Raw genomic sequence first — 17,841 nt, 5'->3', positions numbered from 1 at the left:
TGTGTAGAGGCGGAGGTAGTTAAGCAACGACCTGCCTCACGCGTTCGGGCTTATCCCAGCAGAATGCTGCCAGCTCTGGCTCTTCAGGCCATTTTCTTTGGGTTACTTTTCTTTTGGGCCAGCAAAAGAAAAGTGACTCGGCCTTCGGCAGAAGGTCGAAACGCCCGCTGCGTAAGCGGCCCGCTCGCGGGAACGCCTGAGGCGACGACTGACCACGACAGAAACTGGATGACCAGCCTACGGCTGTTGTGAAGCGCCTCCGGCCTGCGCCGGGATGACGGTGTCTTTGAAACAGCGAGGCTAGATTGATCCCTCCCCCGCCCCTCAAAACCGCGACCGTCCAAGGCCGCTCCCCGCGTGCCCCGAAGGGGAGACACCGCGCACGTTTCGCGACTGCCCCATGTCCACCCCACGGTTGGCCAAAGGATGTACAACCGGCAACACAAGCATCATTCAGATAGAACCCCTGAACTCATCCCCCTGACATAGCCGTCCAAATCAGTTTTACTACGGCCATGCCCAAGGCCACACCCTTCACACACATCCCATCGCACGCGGCCATCGTCGCGCGGACGGCCACGCGATGAACCCACCCATTGTCCTCACGCCACTGGCGATGGCGCCGCTCAACACCCGCATCGCGTTCCTGCTGGAACTGGCGCGCCGCCTGCACCAGTACGGCACGGCCGCGCCGCGCCTGGAAGGCGCGATCGGTGGGGCCGCGCAGCGCCTGGGGCTGGTGGCGGATGTGTGGTCCAGCCCCACGGCCATCATCATCTCGTTCACCGACCTCACCCAGGGCGAGGACGAGGTGGCACAGGTCACGCAGGTGATGCGCCTGGCGCCGGGGGACGTGAACCTCGCGCGCCTGAGCGATGCGGATGCCATCGCCGACAAGGTCATTGCCGGCGATATCGATCTGCGCGAAGGGTTTCGCCAGTTGCGCGAGCTGGGGCGTCCGGATACGCGCCGTGCACAGGCGGGAGTGATCGCGAGCTATGGGCTGGCGGCGGCGAGCGTGGTGGCCCTGCTGCTGCATAGCTCGTGGGCGGATCTCGTCACGGCGGCGCTGATCGGCCTCATCATCGGCACGATCACGGTGCTTTCGGCCACGCGCCCTCGGCTCGCGGTGGCCAGCGAGGCGATCAGTGCGCTGGTGGCCACCACCATTGCCATTGTGGTCAGCCAGTTCGTGGTGCCGCTGGCGATCAAGTCGGTGATCCTGGCGGGGCTGATCGTGCTCATGCCCGGCATGGCCCTCACCACGGCGGTGCGCGAGATCTCCAGCCAGCATCTGGTGGCCGGTGTGGCGCGCATGGGCGGTGCCATCGCCACGTTGATCAAGCTCACCTTCGGCACGGTGGCTGCCACCACGCTCTGCACGGCATTCGGTGTCGAAGGGCGCGACTATGCGCTGCCGCCGTTGCCGTCGTGGACGGACTATCCCGCGCTGATCGTCGGCGCCTTTGCCTTCGCCATCTCCTTCCGGGCGGCGCGGCGCGACTGGCTGGTGGTGATGGCCGCCGTGGTGGTGGGGTATCTCTCGACCCGTTGGGGCGGCGCCCTCGCGGGGAAGCTGCCGGCGGCGCCGTTCGGCGTGTTCCTGGGTGGCTTGATGCTGAGCAGCCTCGCCAACCTGTATGCGCGCTTCGTGCATCGGCCGGGGGCCATCATCCGGGAGCCGGGCATCATCCTGCTGGTGCCCGGCAGCACGGGCTTCCGCAGCGTGTCGTACCTGCTTGAGCGCGACACCACGCTGGGCATGGACAGCACCTTGCTGCTGGTCACCCTGTTGATTGCGCTGGTGGCGGGCTTGCTGTTTGGCGACCTGCTCATCGCACCACGACGCTCGCTGTAGAACACCGGCAACGCGTGCAAAAAAAACCGGCCCTTGGGCCGGTTTTTTCTTTTGCGGAGTGGGCGATCAGATCGCCAGATCCTTTTCTTTCTTGCCGGCCTTCAGCGCATCGTTGAACCAGCGCGGGCGCTTGCCGCGACCGGACCACACCTGCTCTGGATTGGCGGGGTTGCGATATTTCGGGGCCACCGTGCCGCCGCTGCGGCGCGGCTTGGCACCACGGGCGCCGCCAAAAATGTCTTCGAACGAATAACCCTCAGCCTTGATCAGTGCGTGGATTTTCTCGCGCAGCTTGGAAACCTTTTCCTTGCGCAATTCATTCTGGCGCGCCTGCGCCTTGCTGATCAGGTCGTTGAGCTGATTATGGTTGAGATTCTTGATATCCACTGCCATGCGTAACTCCCGGGGTGGGTGTGGCTGCTTGAACGGGTGCTGCGGCTTAGGGCAGTACCTCTTATGAATTATCGATTTTTACCCATTCAATGCGCTGTTGCAAAGCCTGTCATGCGATTTTTGACAAAAAGCGATTTGTTTCACCGGTTTTCAATAATGACACGCATGGCTGACGCAAGCCCATGGGGTTTTGCGAGCAGGGTAATGACCCCGGATACATGACAATTAATCGCTGGCGCCCCATTCGCTTGCGAATGCCAAAAGCAAAACGGGCAATGGATGCGATGGGCCGGATAATGAAGCCGAAAATGTCAGCGCCGGACAAAACAAAAACGGCCGCTTTCGCGGCCGTTTTCTTCCCGGGCGGGCCTGGCCTCAGCCAAGCAAGGCGAACAGCTCGTCCTGGGTCACGGCGCGGGCTTCGGCCTCATGGCGTGCGCGGTATTCCAGCGTGCCAGCGGCAAGGCCGCGTTCGCTGACCACCACGCGATGCGGAATGCCGATCAGCTCCATGTCCGCAAACATGGCGCCGGGGCGCAGGCCGCGATCGTCCAGCACAGCTTCGATGCCGCGGGCCTGCAGCGTCCGGTAGAGCGACTCGGCGGCCTGGGCGATCTCCGGAGCGTTCTTGGGGTTGATCACGCACACGGCCACGCGCCAGGGAGCCATCGGTTCGGGCCAGATGATGCCGGCTTCGTCGTGGCGCTGTTCGATGGCGGCGGCCACGATGCGGCTGACGCCGATGCCATAGCAGCCCATCATCATCACCTGGGCCTTGCCGTTCTCGTCGAGCACGGTGGCCTTGAGCGCCTCGGCGTACTTGTTGCCGAGCTGGAACACGTGGCCCACTTCGATGCCACGCGCGATCTGCAGGGTGCCCTTGCCATCCGGCGAGGGATCGCCGGCAACGACCTTGCGGATGTCTTCCACGCGGGTGACGCGGGCATCGCGGCCCCAGTTGGCGCCGGTGTAATGGGTGCCGTCCTGGTTGCCGCCGCAGACAAAGTCGGCCAGCACAGCCGCGTCACGGTCGACGATCACGGGGATCTCGGCGGGCAGGCCGGCCGGACCGATGAAGCCCGGGCGGGCACCGGTGACCGCGAGGATCTCTTCTTCGGTAGCCAGCACGGACTCGCCCGGCATGCCGGCCAGCTTGCCGGCCTTCACTTCGTTCACTTCGTGGTCGCCGCGCACGCACAGGGCCACCAGGCCCTCGTTGCCGCGGACCAGGATGGTCTTCACGCACTGCTGCGGCGTGACCTTGAGGAAGGCAGCGACGTCGTCGATGGTCTTCTGGGTGGGCGTGTCCACGCGCGTCAGCGCGGCGGTGGGGGCGGGGCGCGTGGCGGTGGGTGCCAGCGCCTCGGCCTTTTCGATATTGGCGGCGTAGTCGGAGCCGTCGGAGAAGATCAGCGCGTCCTCGCCCGAATCGGCCAGCACCTGGAACTCGTGGCTGGCGTTGCCGCCGATGGCGCCGGTGTCGGCCTGTACGGCGCGGAACTTCAGGCCCAGGCGGGTGAAGATGCGCGTATACGCCTGGTACATGGCGTCATAGGTCTGCTGCAGCGATTCGGGCGAGAGATGAAAGGAGTAGGCGTCCTTCATCAGGAACTCGCGCGCGCGCATCACGCCGAAGCGCGGGCGGATCTCGTCGCGGAACTTGGTCTGGATCTGGTAGAAGTTCACCGGCAGCTGCTTGTAGCTCTTCAGCTCGTTGCGCGCGTAGTCGGTGATCACTTCCTCGGCCGTGGGGGCGTAGCAGAAGTCCTGTTCCTTGCGGTCCTTGATCTTCAGCAGCTGCGGGCCGAACTTGGCCCAGCGCCCGCTTTCCTCCCACAGCTCCTTGGGCTGGATGGTCGGCATCAGCAGCTCCACCGCACCGGCGCGGTCCATCTCTTCGCGCACGACGCCTTCCACCTTGCGCAGCACGCGCAGGCCCAGCGGCGACCAGGTGTACAGGCCGGAGGCGAGCTTGCGGATCATGCCGGTACGCAGCATCAGGCGATGGCTGGCGATTTCGGCGTCGGCAGGAACTTCCTTGACGGTGGCCAGGTGGAATTGGCTGAGGCGCATGCGAACGGGTCCGACGGGGAAAGAGGCCGAGTATAGCGGCCTGCGGCGCCGGACTCCGCCGCCTGCGCCGGGTTTCCGGCACAGGCGGGAGCCAGGTACGTCAGCTGCCCGAGCAGTACTGCTGGTACTGGGCCTGGTTGGTGGCCTGCTGTTGCTTGCGCTGGTCGGCGTTCATGACCTTCTGCTGGCCGCCTTCCTGCAGTACCACGGGGCCGGCGCTATTGAGCGTTTCCATGTTGGATTTGAGGGTTGCGCACAACTTGGCGCGGTTCTCGGGGGTGTCCGCCACCGGCAGCTGGGATGCGGCAGGCTTGGGACGGCTTTCCGTGGTGGTTCCCGTGCTGCTGGCCGGGGCGGGCGCGGCTAGCGGCTCCACCGCACCATTTGTGCTGATCTTGCTGTACTGGGTGCCCTGCGGCGGCGGGGCGTCGGAGTAATGCACGGTACCGCTGGCGTCCTTCCACTTGTAAGCCTGGGCGGCGACCAGGGGCGCGACCAGCAGCAGCGCAGTGGCGATCAGAAGGCGACGCATGAGGGACTCCGGAGCGTTGGACAAGGGTGTGTTGGTTAAGCCGTGCAAGCTCGTGCGGAGGGGCGTTCCCGGGTCGGTCCGGGAAGCCGGCGAGGTAGGCGCGCCCCCCCTGAGAGGCCGTAGCATCCTTGCACCGCCTCCGGCCGGACTCAAGCGGAGGATGGTTTACACTGCGCGTATTCCGTCACGGATTGATTCATGACCGAGAGCAAGCCCGTCAGCCCTCCGCGCCACCGGGGCATTTACCTGCTGCCCAACCTGATTACGACCGGTGCGATGTTCGCCGGGTTCTATGCGATCGTGGCGAGCATCGGCGGGGATTTCAGCGCGGCTGCCATCGCCGTGTTCGTGGCGGCACTGCTGGACGGCATGGACGGTCGCGTGGCCCGCCTGACCAACACGCAGAGCGAGTTCGGCGTGCAGTACGACTCGCTGTCGGACCTGATCAGCTTCGGCCTGGCGCCGGCGCTGGTGATGTACACCTGGTCGCTGTCGACGTTGAAGGACTTCGGCCCCACCTGGGGCAAGGTCGGCTGGGCCGCCGCCTTCATCTATGCCGCCTGCGCGGCGCTGCGCCTGGCGCGCTTCAACACCCAGGTCGGCGTGATCGACAAGCGCTACTTCCAGGGGCTGGCCAGCCCGGCGGCCGCCGCGGTGTGCATGTCCTTCGTGTGGAGCATGGACAAGTTCGGCGTGCTGGGCACCGAAGTGTGCTTTATCACCCCCGTGATCGCAGTGGTGGTGGGCCTGCTGATGGTGAGCCGCTTCCGCTACTACAGCTTCAAGTCGCTGCCGATGGGGGATCGCGTGCCGTTCCTGTGGGTGCTGATCGGCGTGCTGGTGCTGGTGCCGTTCTTCATCGATCCGCCGCGCGTGCTGTTCGCCGTGTTCAGCCTGTACCTGCTGTCCGGCCCGGTGATGACCCTATGGGGCCGTGCCACGCACCGCCGACGCCGGGGAGTGGCCTGATGGCGAACGCCCACGCCACGCTGCCGCATCGCGAGCGCGTGCTGCGCGCGCTGGGCGTGACGCCGTGGGTGCGTCGCGCCGTGGCGCAGGAGGCACCCGTGGCCGAAGCGCCCGTCGTGGGGACCGCGCCGGCTGTGGTGGCGGGGGAGTGCGTCGTCGTGCTGCCTGCGGGCTGCTCGCCGCGGGAACTGGACCTGATCGGCCGGGCTCTGCTGACCTGCGGACCGGCCGTGGCCCGTGCCCCGCGCATCGAAGTCGCCCAAGGCCAGCTGCCGGCCGCGCCGGAGGCCCGTGCCTATCTGGTCTTCGGCGAAGCCCAGGCGCATGCGCTGGGGCGCGAGCTGCCAGCCGCCACGCTCAGCCGGGCCCATATCGTGCTGGCCGACGAACCGTCGGGCGTGCTGACCTCGGGCGCCGGCAAGCGTAGGCTGTGGAACGCGCTGCGCAGCCTGCGCCGCGCGCTGGCTTCGTCTGCGGAGTAACCCACGCATGGTTGCCGTGGCCCGTCCTCACGCCGAAATCCGCGCCATGCGGCGCGACGATGTGCCTATCGTGGCGGCGATGGAAGCGGCTTCCTACGACTTTCCCTGGACCGCGGGCATCTTCAGCGACTGCCTGAAAGCCGGACACCCGAGCTGGGTGATGTGGGTGGAGGGCGTCATCGCCGGCTACGGCGTGCTCTCGGTGGCGGCGGGCGAGGCGCATATCCTCAATGTTTGCGTAGGTCCGGACCACCGTGGCCTCGGGCTGGGACGGTTCCTGTTCCGTCGCCTGCTGGACATCGCGCGCTGGAATGGCGCGGGCCGCGTCTTCCTCGAAGTCCGCCCGTCCAACCCGGTGGCACAAAGCCTGTACCGCTCGATCGGCTTCGAGGAGATCGGGCGGCGGCCGAAGTATTACCCGGCGAAGGAAGGCCGTGAGGATGCCATCGTCATGGCGTTGGACTTGAGCCCGGCCTGAGCTAGTGTGGGTTTACCGGGGAGACGGCCAGGTCGCCCCTTGGAAAGGAACGGAAGCCGATGGATCTTGGAAGTGCCTGGACATCGCTGATGGACGAAGGCTATGCGGTGATTCGCGGTGCCGTCGACGCGAAGGTGTGCGATGACATCAATCAGCGTATTGCGAACTTCAAACAGCGCAACGCAAAGGCCGTGGCGCGCAATCTCGACGAACACGGACGCCTCTACCGTGTCGTCAACCTGCATCTTGCGGTGGACGCCATCACGCAGTTGCTCGTGCGCAACGCCGCCATCGGTGTCTGCGACCGCTTCTTTGGCGAACCGACTTCGCTGTACACCACGCTGTATTACGAACGGGGTTCGGAGCAGTCGCTGCACCGGGATACCCCCATGTTCTGCACGACTCCGTCCGAGCGCTATCTGGGCGTGTGGGTGGCACTGGATGACGTCAGCGACGACAACGGCCCGTTACGGGTGGTGCCGCGCAGCCATCTCTTGCCGCCGATCGATTTAGCGCGCATGCGGCGCGATGTCTTTGGCGACGGCTCCATCGCTCCGCTCAGTCCCGAGGGGTGGAACGCCTACCAGGAGGAAGTGCAGCGGCAGTGCAATGAGGCCAACCTGGCGTTTTTGCCGATGCATGCGCAGCGTGGCGATGTCATCGTCTGGCACCCGCAACTTTTCCACGGCGGCGCGCCGCACCTGTCGCCCCGTACGCGCCGCAGCGTGGTGATGCATGTCACGCCCAAGGGTGTGCCCGTCGGGCATATGGATGTGTTCTTCGACCCCGCCAAGGCGGTCAGCAGGGCCAAATGGGGGTACTACCAGCGGGGCGATCGCCATGTTGCCAAGTTCAAGCGCGTGGACTTTGGCCATGAGTACGGATATCGCACCTGGCGCTTGCGTAGAGCCTGAGACGAACCGCGGGTGATGGAAGGGCGCCTGCTGGGCGCCCTTCCTTTTGCCCTTAGCCCAGCTTCTGCGCCTGCTCGCGCAGCGCGGTGAGCTGCGTACCCCAATCGGTGATGCGCTGGCGTTCCTGTGCCACCACTTCCGCGGGTGCATTGGCGACGAAGTTGGCGTTGCCCAGCTTGCCTTCGCACTTCTTGATCTCGCCCTCGATGCGGGCGATTTCCTTGCCGAGGCGGGCCTTCTCCGCGCCCAGGTCGATCAGGCCCGCGAGCGGAATCAGCACACGCATCGCACCCACCACGGCGGCCGCTGCGGCCGGCTCGTCCGCGCCGGATTCGATCCACTGCGGTGCGTCGACGCGCGCAAGGAAGCTGATCTGTGCGGCGAACTTGGCGGCGCGTGCGCGATCCGTCGCGTCGCCATCGGCGAGCAGGAGCGGGATGGTCTTGCCCGGGGCGATGTTCATTTCTGCGCGGATACGGCGGATGCCGCTCAGCACGTTCTTGAACCACTCGACTTCGGCGGTGGCAGCCTCGTCGCCGGTGATCTCGTCGGCGCGCGGCCACGGACGCTCCAGCAGATACTTCGCCTGCAGGCCGAGCTTCGGCGCCACCGAGTGCCAGATCTCCTCGGTGATGAACGGCACGATGGGGTGCAGCGCACGAAGGATGGTTTCCAGCACCACCACCAGCGTGTGGCGCGTGGAAGCGGCGGCCACGGCATCCTCGCCGTTGAGCGCGGGCTTGGACAGCTCCAGGAACCAGTCGCAGAACTCGTTCCAGGTGAACTCGTAGAGCTCCTGCGCCAGCAGGTCGAAGCGGTAGCTGGCGAAGTGCTGTTCCACGTCGGTCAGCGTCTGCTTCAGGCGCGTGAGGATCCAGCGCTCCGCTTCCGTCACCGGGCCATTGGCCGGCGCGGCGAGTTCGCCTTCCGGCAGGTTCATCAGCACGAAGCGCGCGGCGTTCCACAGCTTGTTGCAGAACGCCTTGTAGCCTTCGGCGCGCTTGATGTCGAAGTTGATGGTGCGGCTGTAGCTGGCCAGCGCGGCGAAGGTAAAGCGCAGCGCGTCGGTGCCGATGGCGGGGATGCCGGTCGGATAGTCCTTGCGGATGCGCTTTTCCACCTTCTCGCGCACCTGCGGGATCAGCAGCGACTTGGTCGACTTGGCGACCAGCGGCTCCAGCTCGATGCCGTCGATCAAGTCAAGCGGATCAAGCGTGTTGCCTTTGGACTTGGACATCTTCTGGCCTTCCGCATCACGCACGATGGCGTTGATGTAGACATGGCGGAACGGCACGCGACCCGTGAAGTACTTGGTCGCCATCACCATGCGGGCGACCCAGAAGAAGATGATGTCGAAACCGGTGACCAGCACGGCGCTGGGCAGGAAGATGTTGTCGGTTGCCCAATCGGCCACGACCTTGCCGTGCTCGTCCTTCACCGGGCCGTCCATCGGCCAGCCCAGGGTGGAGAACGGCCACAGCGCGGAGCTGAACCAGGTGTCGAGCACGTCGTTGTCCTGGCGCAGCGCGCCAACCGGCGCGACGGTGGCATGCGCGCGCGCATCCGCCTCGTCTTCGCCCACGAAGATGTTGCCGGCGTCGTCGTACCACGCCGGAATGCGGTGGCCCCACCACAGCTGGCGGCTGATGCACCAGTCCTGGATGTTCTCCAGCCACTGCGTGTAGGTGGTGCTCCAGTTCTCCGGCACGAACTTGATGTCGCCGCCGCGCACGGCGTCGAGCGCCGGCTCGGTGATGGCCTTGCGGCCGCCCGGACGTCCATCGGCCTGCACGTCGGTGGTGAGGTCGAGGAACCACTGGTCGGTGAGCATTGGCTCGATCACCGCATCCGAACGCTGGCTCACCGGCACCTGCAGCTTGTGCGGCTTGGTTTCCACCAGCAGGCCGGCGGCCTCCAGGTCGGCAAGCACGGCGCGACGTGCTTCGTAGCGGTCCATGCCGCGGTATTTTTCCGGCGCGTTGCTGTTCACCTTCGCGTCGAGCGTGAAGATGTTGATCGGCGCCAGGCCATGGCGCTGGCCGATGGCGTAGTCGTTGAAGTCATGCGCGGGCGTGATTTTGACGAAGCCGGTGCCGAACTCGCGATCGACGTAGTCGTCGGCGATGACGGGAATCTCGCGGCCCGTCAGCGGCAGGTGCAGCATCTGGCCGATCAGGCGCGCGTGGCGCTCGTCTTCCGGATGCACGGCCACGGCTACGTCGCCCAGCATGGTTTCCGGGCGCGTGGTGGCGACGACGACGCTGTCCTTGCCGTCGGCGGTGTAGTAGCGGATCGACCACAGGTGGCCGTCGCGCTCGACGTTGTTCACTTCAAGATCCGAGACCGCGGTGCCCAGCGCCGGATCCCAGTTCACCAGGCGGTTGCCGCGGTAGATCAGGCCCGCGCGGTACCAGTCCACGAACACCTTGCGCACGGCCTCGGACAGGCCGGGGTCCATGGTGAAGCGTTCGCGCGACCAGTCGGCGGCCACGCCGAGGCGGCGCATCTGGTTGGTGATGGTGGAGCCGGATTCTTCCTTCCACTGCCACACGCGCTCGATGAAGGCCTCGCGACCCAGGTCGTGGCGCGTCTTGTCCTCCACCGCGAGCTGGTTCTCCACGATCTTCTGCGTGGCGATGCCGGCATGGTCCGTGCCTACCTGCCACAGCGTGTTCATGCCGCGCATGCGCTGGTAGCGGATCAGCATGTCCATCACGGTCTGCTGGAACGCATGGCCCATGTGCAGGGTGCCGGTGACGTTCGGCGGCGGCAGCAGGATGCAGTACGGCTCGCCCTGGCCGGTCGGCTTGAAGTCGCCGCTGGCTTCCCAGGCGGCATACCACTTCGATTCGATCTGGCCGGGCTCGAAACTCTTGTCCATCAGGGGCTCGCGTTTGCGCGCCGGGGCGGGCGCGTGGGGATTGACGGTAAAGGGTCGATTGTACGGGTGGGGGCGCTGGGGTGCCATTTCTGGCTGGCAGCCGGCCTTGCGTCGCCGCTTTTCCTCCCTCTCCCTCCGGGGAGAGGGCTGGGGCGAGGGGCGGGTGCTCGCCCCGGTGTTTCATTCTTTAGCCGTCATCCCGGCGCAGGCCGGGATCCAGTTTCAGCTGTGATCGGCTATCGCCTCGTGCGATCCCGCGATCTGGCCGCTTACGCAGCGGGCGTTCCGACCTCCTGCCGGAGGCCGGGTCACTTTCTCTTGCTTGCCCAAGAGAAAGTAACCAAAGAGAAGGGCACCCCCATCGCGGCGCTGTCCGGCTACGCCGGCCAGTCCGTGAGGGTCGGCCGGGCTTTTCGACGGGGCTCCTGCCCCGACGAAAAGTGCCGGGCGTTCTGCCCGGCACCCCTGCGGGGCCTGATCGTCCGCCCCTCACCGCCGCTCAAGGGGGCCCGAAGGTCAAAAGCTCGAAGGCGAAGGCTCGTACAGCTTCGCTGCACATCGCTCCTGGGGGAGCCGTCGCGGCTTAGCCGCGCAACTGCCGCCCGTACGCGTGAACCTCATCCACCAGCACCTTCACATGCTCGGGATTCACTTCCGGCGTAATGCCATGCCCCAGGTTGAACACGTGGCCGGGGTGGTCGCCGTAGCTGTCCAGCACGCGGCGTACCTCGCGGCGGATCACGTCCGGGTCGGCCAGCAGGATGGCCGGGTCCAGGTTGCCCTGCAGCGCCACACGGCCGGCCACGGCCTGGCGGGCGTCAGCGAGATCGATGGTCCAGTCCACGCCCAGCGCGGCGCAGCCCGTGTCGGCCATGGCGGAAAGGTGCCGGCCGGCGCCCTTGGAGAACAGGATCACCGGCAGCTCGCGGCTGGCCGGGTGGGCTTTCAGTGCCTCGACCACCTGGGCCATGTGGCGCAGCGAAAACTCGCGAAACGGCGCGGGGCCGAGCAAGCCGCCCCAGGTGTCGAACACCATCAGCGCCTGCGCGCCGGCCTCGGCCTGGGCGATCAGGTAGGCGGCGACCGCCTGGGCCAGGGTGTCGAGCAAGCGGTGGGCAAGGGTGGGCTCGCTCCAGCACATGGCCTTGAGGCGGGCGAAGTCGCGTGAGCCCTGGCCTTCCACCATGTAGCAGGCCAGCGTCCACGGGCTGCCAGAGAAACCGATCAGCGGCACGCGGCCGTGCAGCTCCTGGCGGATCAGGCGCACCGCGTCCATCACGTAGCGCAGCTCGCCGTCCATGTCCGGCACGGCCAGCTTCTCGATGTCGGCCTTCGTCCGCACCGGATGCGCGAACTGCGGGCCTTCGCCATGGGCAAAGCTCAGGCCCAGGCCCATGGCGTCGGGAATGGTGAGGATGTCGGAGAACAGGATGGCCGCGTCCAGCTCAAAGCGTTCCAGCGGCTGCAGCGTGACCTCGCAGGCCAGCTCCGGACTTTGCGCCAAGGCCATGAAGCTGCCGGCGCGGGCGCGGGTGGCACGGTATTCCGGCAGGTAGCGGCCGGCCTGGCGCATGACCCATACGGGCGTGGTATCCGTGGGCTCCCGGCGCAGCGCGCGCAGGAAGCGGTCGTTCTTCAACGCTTCAGTCATTTCAGGATCCGTAGGGGCCGTCCTGGCCCTGGCTGAACATCACGCGGAAGCCGCGCTTGATCTGCGCATCGCGTGCCTTTTCGAACGCGGCGAGCGCGTCGTCGCGCTCCAGGAACTGCTCGCGCTTGAGTGTGGCCTTGCCGCCCTGCACGCCGGATTCGCGATACAGCGTCCAGCCGCCCAGCAGATCCTGCTCCAGCACGATCTGGACGTAGCGCGGCGCTTCGGTGGTCGCGGTCACGGCTTGCAGGTAAAGGCGCATGGAGTCCGTTTCGAAGAGGAGGGCAGTGGGCCGCAGAACCCGCATTCTAGAAGGCTTGGGGCCTGAGGGGCGAGTGCGGCGATGCGTCGCTGGTCTCGGCGCGTCGCCAATATCCGATGGAGCGGCAACGACGTGGCGCAGCTGTCGCGCACAGGGTGCGCTCCCACACGTGGGCGTTCTGGTGCTTTTGGGTGGGAGCGCACCCTGTGCGCGACGCCTACGAAGCAGGCATCGTCAGCGAACCGCCGCCTCCAACACCGCCATCACCTGCGCCTCATCCACCCCGCCAACAATCTCCGCGCGGCCAATACCCCGCCACAGGATCAACCGCAGCGTCCCCGCGAGGTTCTTCTTGTCCAGCCGCATCAGCGCCAGCAATTGCGCCGGATCCATGCCCGCCGGAATCGCCGTTGGCAAACCCACCGCATCGAGCAGCCGATGCAGGCGTGCCGTATCGGCCGCTTCGCTCATGCCCAGGCGCTCCGACAACTGGGCAGCGAGCAACATGCCTACCGCCACGCCCTCGCCGTGCAACAACACCTTGTACTTGCCCGCCGTTTCCAGCGCATGGCCGAACGTATGCCCCAGGTTGAGCAGGGCGCGCTCGCCCTGTTCGGTTTCGTCGCGCGCCACCACGCCGGCCTTGTATTGCACTTTGCGGGCGATGGCCTCGATCAGCGGGCCGGTCTGGCGTGCATTCAGTGCGGCCGCATGCGCTTCCAGCCACGCGAAGAACGCGGGATCGCCAATGGCGGCGCCTTTCACCACCTCGGCGAGGCCGGCGCGGTACTCGCGCTCGGGCAGGGTGGCGAGGGTGTCGGTATCGGCGATCACCGCGCGCGGCTGGTGGAAGGCGCCCACGAGGTTCTTGCCGGCGGGCAGGTTCACACCGGTCTTGCCGCCCACCGAGGAATCCACCATCGATAGCAGCGTGGTCGGCATCTGGATGAAATCGATGCCGCGCATCCAGCAGGCCGCGCTGAAGCCGGCGAGGTCGCCCACCACGCCGCCGCCCAGTGCGACCACGCAGGCATCGCGCGTGGCGCCCAGTTGCGCCAGCGCGTCCAATGCAAGGCCGACGTTTGCGAAGGTCTTGTGCGCCTCGCCGTCGTCGATCAGGAACGACGACCAAGTCAGGCCGTCCAGCCCTTCCGCGACGCGGTCCAGGTAGAGCGGCGCGACCGTGGTGTTGCTGATCACCAGTGCATGCCGGCCGCGCAGCGCGGCGCGCCAACGGGCGTGGTCGTTGAGCAGGCCGGGCCCGATCCAGACGGGATAGCTGCGATCGCCCAGGGCGACGTCGATGGTGCGGGGCGTGGATGTCATGCTGCGTGCTGCCGTTGCCAATGTTGGTCGATCAGGAGAATGCTGCGTTCGCTGGCGGCGTGGACGGTTTCGTGCTCGCCGGGAATCGCCAAGTCCGCGACTTCCTCGTAGAGCGGCGTGCGTTGCTGCGCCATGGCGGCGAGTCGTTCGGCGCGGTCCACGCCGGCCAGCAGCGGGCGCTGGCGATCCTGCGCCAGGCGCTCCAACTGTTGTTCCAGCGTGGCCTGCAGCCACAGCACGTAGCCGCGCTCGCTGAGCAAGCGGCGGTTGGCGGGGTCGAGCACCGCGCCAGCGCCGGTGGCCATCACCACGCCGCGGCGTGCGCTGTACTCGGCCAGCAGGGTGCTTTCACGCTGGCGGAAGCCGGTTTCGCCCTCGATCTCGAACACGGCGCTGACCGGCACGCCACAGGCCCGCTCGATCTCCTGGTCGAGATCGACGAAGCTCAGCCCATAATGATCCGCCAGGCGACGGCCGATGGTCGTCTTGCCGGCGCCGGTGGGGCCGACGATAAACAGGTTGCACGATGGATTCATGGGTGAATGCTAACAGGCGCGAAAGCGCGCGGTTGGGCCGTCTGGCGGGAGACCTGCCATGAGCGTGCGGGTACTCATCGCCGGCGCGGGCGACGTCGGACTGCGCGTGGCGCAGCGGTTGCGGGCGCGCGGCGACGAGGTATGGGCGCTGCGACGCGGCGTGGCCGCGCCGGGGCAAGACGGTATCCACGGCATCCGCGGCGACCTGACCAAGCCCGAATCGCTGCGCAATTTGCCGGACGGCATCAGTCACGTCGTCTACCTGCCTACGCCCGATGCGCGGGACGAGGCGCTGTATCGCGCCGTGTTCGTCGATGGCTTGCGGCATCTGCTGGACGCACTCGATCGTGCGAGTTTGCAACGGCTGGTGTTCGTTTCCTCCAGCGCCGTCTATGGCGAGCACGGCGATGCATGGGTCGACGAGGACACACCGGCCGATCCGCCCGGCTTCAATGGCCGCGTGCTGCTGGATGCCGAGCGCTACGCGCATGAGCACGCACCATCGGTCGCGCTGCGGCTGGCGGGACTCTATGGTCCCGGCCGGCTGCAACTGATCGAAAGACTGCGCGCGGGCGTGGCGCGTGTGCCGCGTGATCCGCCGCACTGGGCGAACCGTATCCACGTGGACGACGCGGCCGCGGCCATCGTGCACCTGCTGTTCCTGCGCGATCCCTTGCCACTTTATCTCGGCGTCGACAACACACCGCTGCCGCTCGACGTGCTCTACGATGAGCTTGCGCGACGCGTGGACGCACCGACACCGGGTGATGGCGCGGCGCCGCCGGGCGTGGGAAGCAAGCGGTTGAGCAACGCGCGGCTGCGCGCCAGTGGTTTCGTGCCGCAGTGGCCGGATGCACGCGACGGTTACGCCGCGCTGCTGGAAGGCGACTGAGTCACCTTCCGCGCATGTTGCAGGCAAGCGGCGCGCAGCGGCGTTCCTTTCAACTCCACGCAACCCGGGAGACGGTTCCATGCCCAACGCCATTTCGCTTCACATGGTCACCACCGGCAATGAGTTGCCGGGTCACCGCATCGTGCGCCCCATGGGCATCGTGCGCGGCATCACCGTGCGTTCGCGCAGCGTGGTGGGCAACCTGGGCGCGGCCTTGCAGACGCTGGTGGGCGGCAACATCACCATCTACACGGAGCTATGCGAGAAGGCGCGCGAGGAAGCTTTTGAGCTGATGCTTCGGCATGCGGCGGAGCGTGGGGCCAATGCTGTCATTGGAATGCGCTACGACGCGAACGACGTCGCCGAAGGCGTGACCGAAGTGCTGGCCTACGGCACGGCAGTGCAGGTGGAGCCCACGACCTAGGAGCCCGTCACAGCCTACATTCTTGCCACTCGTCATTCCGGCGCAGGCCGGAATCCAGTAGCGGTTACATCCGGTTTTCGCAAGGCAATATCCAGAATATGGCCGACTATCGCGACCACCTCGCTTAGTCGCCACTGGATGACCAGCCATTCGGCTGTTGAAAAGCGCTTCCGGCCTGCGCCGGAATGACGGTGAGGACGATTGATGTCCAGGGCGAGGCCTTAAACAGGTTCTAAGCGTCAACTGTGGTTGACGGCGATGACATGACGCTCATCGTCGTACTCCACCGTGGTGTCGGCCAACGCGGGCAGGGTGGCGAGCGCATGGCGGCTCAGGCGTTCGTAGTGGGCAAGGAAGCGCACCATGGCCTCGGCGTCCATGGCCAGCGGTGCGTGGCGGGCCAGCAGTTCTTCTTCCTGCTCGCTGCGCCACTGGCGCACGATGCCCCAGTTCGGCGCCTGCAGCACGATCAGGGCGTCCAGCTTGCGCCACAGCGGCTGGTAGCTGCGCAGCTGCTTGTTGACCCAGTGGCGCCAGGTGCCTTCCGGATCTTCGTCGCGCTCCAGCGCGTTCACCGGTTCCTCCAGCGCGGCCAGCAACTGCGGGCGCAGGCCCAGCGCCCAGCCTTCCAGAATCACCAGCCGGGGTGGCCGGGTCACCTTGGACCACTTCGATGGCGCCAAGCGCGTGTCGCGCCCCTTGTCGAAGCGGGGGTGTTCCACCGGCAACTTGTCAGACGCCTGCGGCAACGCGGCCAGCACCGACATGAGCAGCTCGATTTCGTGCGTGCCCGGCACGCCGCGGGTGCGCAGCAGGGGATGGATCTGGTGAGCAAGGACTTCACGTTCGCTTCGCGAATAATAGAAGTCGTCCAGCGACAGCACTTCGGTTGGCCAGCCACGGGCCTCGGCCTGGGTCTTCATCTCCCGCGCCAGGGTGCTCTTGCCGCTGCCCTGCAGGCCGGATAGGCCCAGCAGGTAGGGGCGCCGGGCGCGGGCGATGCGGCCGGCATACTGGTCGAGCAAATGCCCGGCCAGGGTCGAATTCTGCGTGCTAGCATCTGGAGACATTTCGCCATGATGGCGCGCTCCGGCCACGATTCAAGACCCCCATGCTGAAACGAGAAATACTTGACACATTTGTGCAACTGCTTGACGAGGCCGGCCAGGCGGGAGAGCCCGAGCCGACCGCGATGAGCCTGGCCACCGTCGATGCCGCCGGCCGCGTGAGCTCACGCATCGTGCTGCTCAAGGGCGCCGACGAGCGCGGCTTCCGTTTCTATACAAACTACGAAAGCGACAAGGGCAGCCAGGTCGAGGCACACCCGCAAGTGGCGCTGTGCTTCCACTGGAAGCAGTTGCGCGACGCGGTGCAGGTGCGCGTGGAAGGTCTGGCGCGCAAGTTGCTGCCCGAAGAGTCCGATGCGTACTTCGCCTCGCGTCCGCGCGCCAGCCAGCTGGGGGCCTGGGCGTCGCTGCAATCGCAGACCTTGCCCGACCGCGAGACGTTCGAGCAGCGCTACGCCCGCTACGAACACGAATTCGAAGGCCGCGACGTACCTCGCCCGCCGCACTGGGGCGGCTACGTGGTGGAACCTGACATGGTGGAGTTCTGGTACGGCGCCGAATACCGGTTGCACGAACGCGTGCGCTGGAGCCGTCATGGCCAGACCTGGACGAGCCGCCTGCTTTACCCCTGAGTCGATCCCCTAGCCATTCGGAGGCCCTTCGCATGCGAGCCACGCCCGCCGATCACGTCGCCCAGAATGGCTTTGTCGTGCACACGCGCGGCCGCGGTTTCACCGAGATCACCGACAAGGTGGGTGAGGTCGTGGCCGCCAGCGGCGTGCACACCGGCATGGTCAACATCTTCAGCCTGCACACCAGTTGCTCGTTGCTGATCAGCGAGAACGCCGACCCGACCGTGCGCGACGACCTGGAGCGCTGGTTCGCGCGCGCCGTGCCCGATGGCGACACTATTTTCCGCCACGACGAAGAAGGCCCGGACGACATGCCGGCCCACGTGCGCGCCATCCTCACCGGCGTGAGCCTGGTGGTGCCGGTGCATTCGGGCAAGGTGCAGCTGGGCACGTGGCAGGGCATCTATCTATGGGAACACCGGCTCGATCCGCACCAGCGCAAGATCACGGTGACCGTGTTGGGACATTGAA

Annotated in this window: 18 protein-coding genes; 9 read left to right on the top strand and 9 right to left on the bottom strand. The window is 66.5% G+C overall.

Annotated features, from left to right (window positions below; translation table 11 throughout):
* Positions 1-583: 583 nt before the first annotated feature.
* Positions 584-1,858, top strand: a complete 1,275-nt coding sequence (locus tag HY57_RS18925; RefSeq protein WP_026033674.1) for a threonine/serine ThrE exporter family protein — start codon at positions 584-586, stop codon at positions 1,856-1,858.
* A 66-nt stretch (positions 1,859-1,924) separates the two neighbouring features.
* Here HY57_RS18925 and HY57_RS18920 read toward each other — a convergent pair whose 3' ends face one another.
* The 3 genes from HY57_RS18920 to HY57_RS18910 form a co-directional block, all read right to left on the bottom strand.
* The gene (locus tag HY57_RS18920; RefSeq protein ID WP_019463719.1) at positions 1,925-2,251 is read right to left on the bottom strand and encodes an H-NS family nucleoid-associated regulatory protein; all 327 of its coding nucleotides are present in this window, start codon (positions 2,249-2,251) and stop codon (positions 1,925-1,927) included.
* Positions 2,252-2,626: 375 nt separating this feature from the next.
* Positions 2,627-4,324 (bottom strand): proline--tRNA ligase, encoded by a 1,698-nt coding sequence (locus HY57_RS18915; protein WP_019463720.1) that lies wholly within the window; start codon positions 4,322-4,324, stop codon positions 2,627-2,629.
* Positions 4,325-4,424: 100 nt separating this feature from the next.
* Positions 4,425-4,856, bottom strand: coding sequence for a DUF4124 domain-containing protein (locus HY57_RS18910; RefSeq protein WP_019463721.1), 432 nt, complete (start codon positions 4,854-4,856; stop codon positions 4,425-4,427).
* Positions 4,857-5,054: 198 nt separating this feature from the next.
* On the opposite strand from HY57_RS18910, the gene pssA reads away from it, so the two are divergent.
* Genes pssA through HY57_RS18890 form a run of 4 tightly spaced genes read left to right on the top strand, consistent with a single transcriptional unit; the run spans position 5,055 to position 7,699 of the window.
* A complete protein-coding gene (pssA, locus tag HY57_RS18905; RefSeq protein WP_019463722.1) occupies positions 5,055-5,825 on the top strand; it encodes a CDP-diacylglycerol--serine O-phosphatidyltransferase in 771 nt (256 codons plus the stop codon).
* Positions 5,825-6,307: a hypothetical protein gene (locus tag HY57_RS18900; RefSeq protein WP_019463723.1), complete on the top strand. Its 483-nt coding sequence runs from the start codon at positions 5,825-5,827 to the stop codon at positions 6,305-6,307. The genes pssA and HY57_RS18900 overlap by 1 nt, the downstream gene beginning before the upstream one ends.
* Positions 6,308-6,314: 7 nt before the next feature.
* On the top strand, positions 6,315-6,785 hold the full coding sequence (gene rimI, locus HY57_RS18895; protein ID WP_019463724.1) for a ribosomal protein S18-alanine N-acetyltransferase: 471 nt from the start codon (positions 6,315-6,317) through the stop codon (positions 6,783-6,785).
* A 59-nt stretch (positions 6,786-6,844) separates the two neighbouring features.
* Positions 6,845-7,699: a phytanoyl-CoA dioxygenase family protein gene (locus HY57_RS18890; RefSeq protein ID WP_019463725.1), complete on the top strand. Its 855-nt coding sequence runs from the start codon at positions 6,845-6,847 to the stop codon at positions 7,697-7,699.
* Positions 7,700-7,751: 52 nt separating this feature from the next.
* On the opposite strand, the gene HY57_RS18885 is transcribed toward HY57_RS18890, so the two are convergent.
* The 5 genes from HY57_RS18885 to HY57_RS18865 form a co-directional block, all read right to left on the bottom strand.
* Positions 7,752-10,580, bottom strand: coding sequence for a valine--tRNA ligase (locus HY57_RS18885; protein WP_019463726.1), 2,829 nt, complete (start codon positions 10,578-10,580; stop codon positions 7,752-7,754).
* Between the two features lie 583 nt (positions 10,581-11,163).
* A complete protein-coding gene (gene hemE, locus HY57_RS18880; protein ID WP_019463643.1) occupies positions 11,164-12,231 on the bottom strand; it encodes a uroporphyrinogen decarboxylase in 1,068 nt (355 codons plus the stop codon).
* Position 12,232: 1 nt separating this feature from the next.
* Positions 12,233-12,493 carry a WGR domain-containing protein gene (locus HY57_RS18875; protein WP_019463642.1) on the bottom strand — a complete coding sequence of 87 codons (261 nt, stop codon included), beginning with the start codon at positions 12,491-12,493 and terminating at the stop codon, positions 12,233-12,235.
* Positions 12,494-12,727: 234 nt separating this feature from the next.
* Positions 12,728-13,819 carry a 3-dehydroquinate synthase gene (gene aroB / locus HY57_RS18870; RefSeq protein ID WP_019463641.1) on the bottom strand — a complete coding sequence of 364 codons (1,092 nt, stop codon included), beginning with the start codon at positions 13,817-13,819 and terminating at the stop codon, positions 12,728-12,730.
* Entirely contained in the window at positions 13,816-14,355 is a 540-nt protein-coding gene (locus HY57_RS18865) for a shikimate kinase (protein ID WP_019463640.1), read from the bottom strand. Before HY57_RS18865 ends, aroB begins: the two co-directional genes overlap by 4 nt.
* Before the next feature lie 58 nt (positions 14,356-14,413).
* Here HY57_RS18865 and HY57_RS18860 point away from each other — a divergent pair, with 58 nt between their 5' ends.
* Entirely contained in the window at positions 14,414-15,247 is an 834-nt protein-coding gene (locus HY57_RS18860; RefSeq protein WP_019463639.1) for an NAD-dependent epimerase/dehydratase family protein, read from the top strand.
* Positions 15,248-15,326: 79 nt separating this feature from the next.
* Positions 15,327-15,671: a YbjQ family protein gene (locus HY57_RS18855; RefSeq protein ID WP_019463638.1), complete on the top strand. Its 345-nt coding sequence runs from the start codon at positions 15,327-15,329 to the stop codon at positions 15,669-15,671.
* A 239-nt stretch (positions 15,672-15,910) separates the two neighbouring features.
* Here HY57_RS18855 and HY57_RS18850 read toward each other — a convergent pair whose 3' ends face one another.
* Positions 15,911-16,741: a kinase gene (locus HY57_RS18850; RefSeq protein WP_026033655.1), complete on the bottom strand. Its 831-nt coding sequence runs from the start codon at positions 16,739-16,741 to the stop codon at positions 15,911-15,913.
* Positions 16,742-16,782: 41 nt separating this feature from the next.
* Between HY57_RS18850 and pdxH the strand changes: the two genes are divergently transcribed.
* Both pdxH and HY57_RS18840 read left to right on the top strand, forming a co-directional pair.
* Positions 16,783-17,370, top strand: coding sequence for a pyridoxamine 5'-phosphate oxidase (pdxH, locus tag HY57_RS18845; protein WP_026033654.1), 588 nt, complete (start codon positions 16,783-16,785; stop codon positions 17,368-17,370).
* A gap of 32 nt (positions 17,371-17,402) precedes the next feature.
* Entirely contained in the window at positions 17,403-17,840 is a 438-nt protein-coding gene (locus tag HY57_RS18840; RefSeq protein ID WP_019463635.1) for a secondary thiamine-phosphate synthase enzyme YjbQ, read from the top strand.
* The last annotated feature ends 1 nt before the right edge of the window (position 17,841 follow it).

This window comes from Dyella japonica A8 (assembly GCF_000725385.1).
Lineage (GTDB): Bacteria > Pseudomonadota > Gammaproteobacteria > Xanthomonadales > Rhodanobacteraceae > Dyella > Dyella japonica_C.
This window is presented reverse-complemented; position numbering and strand designations above follow the sequence as displayed.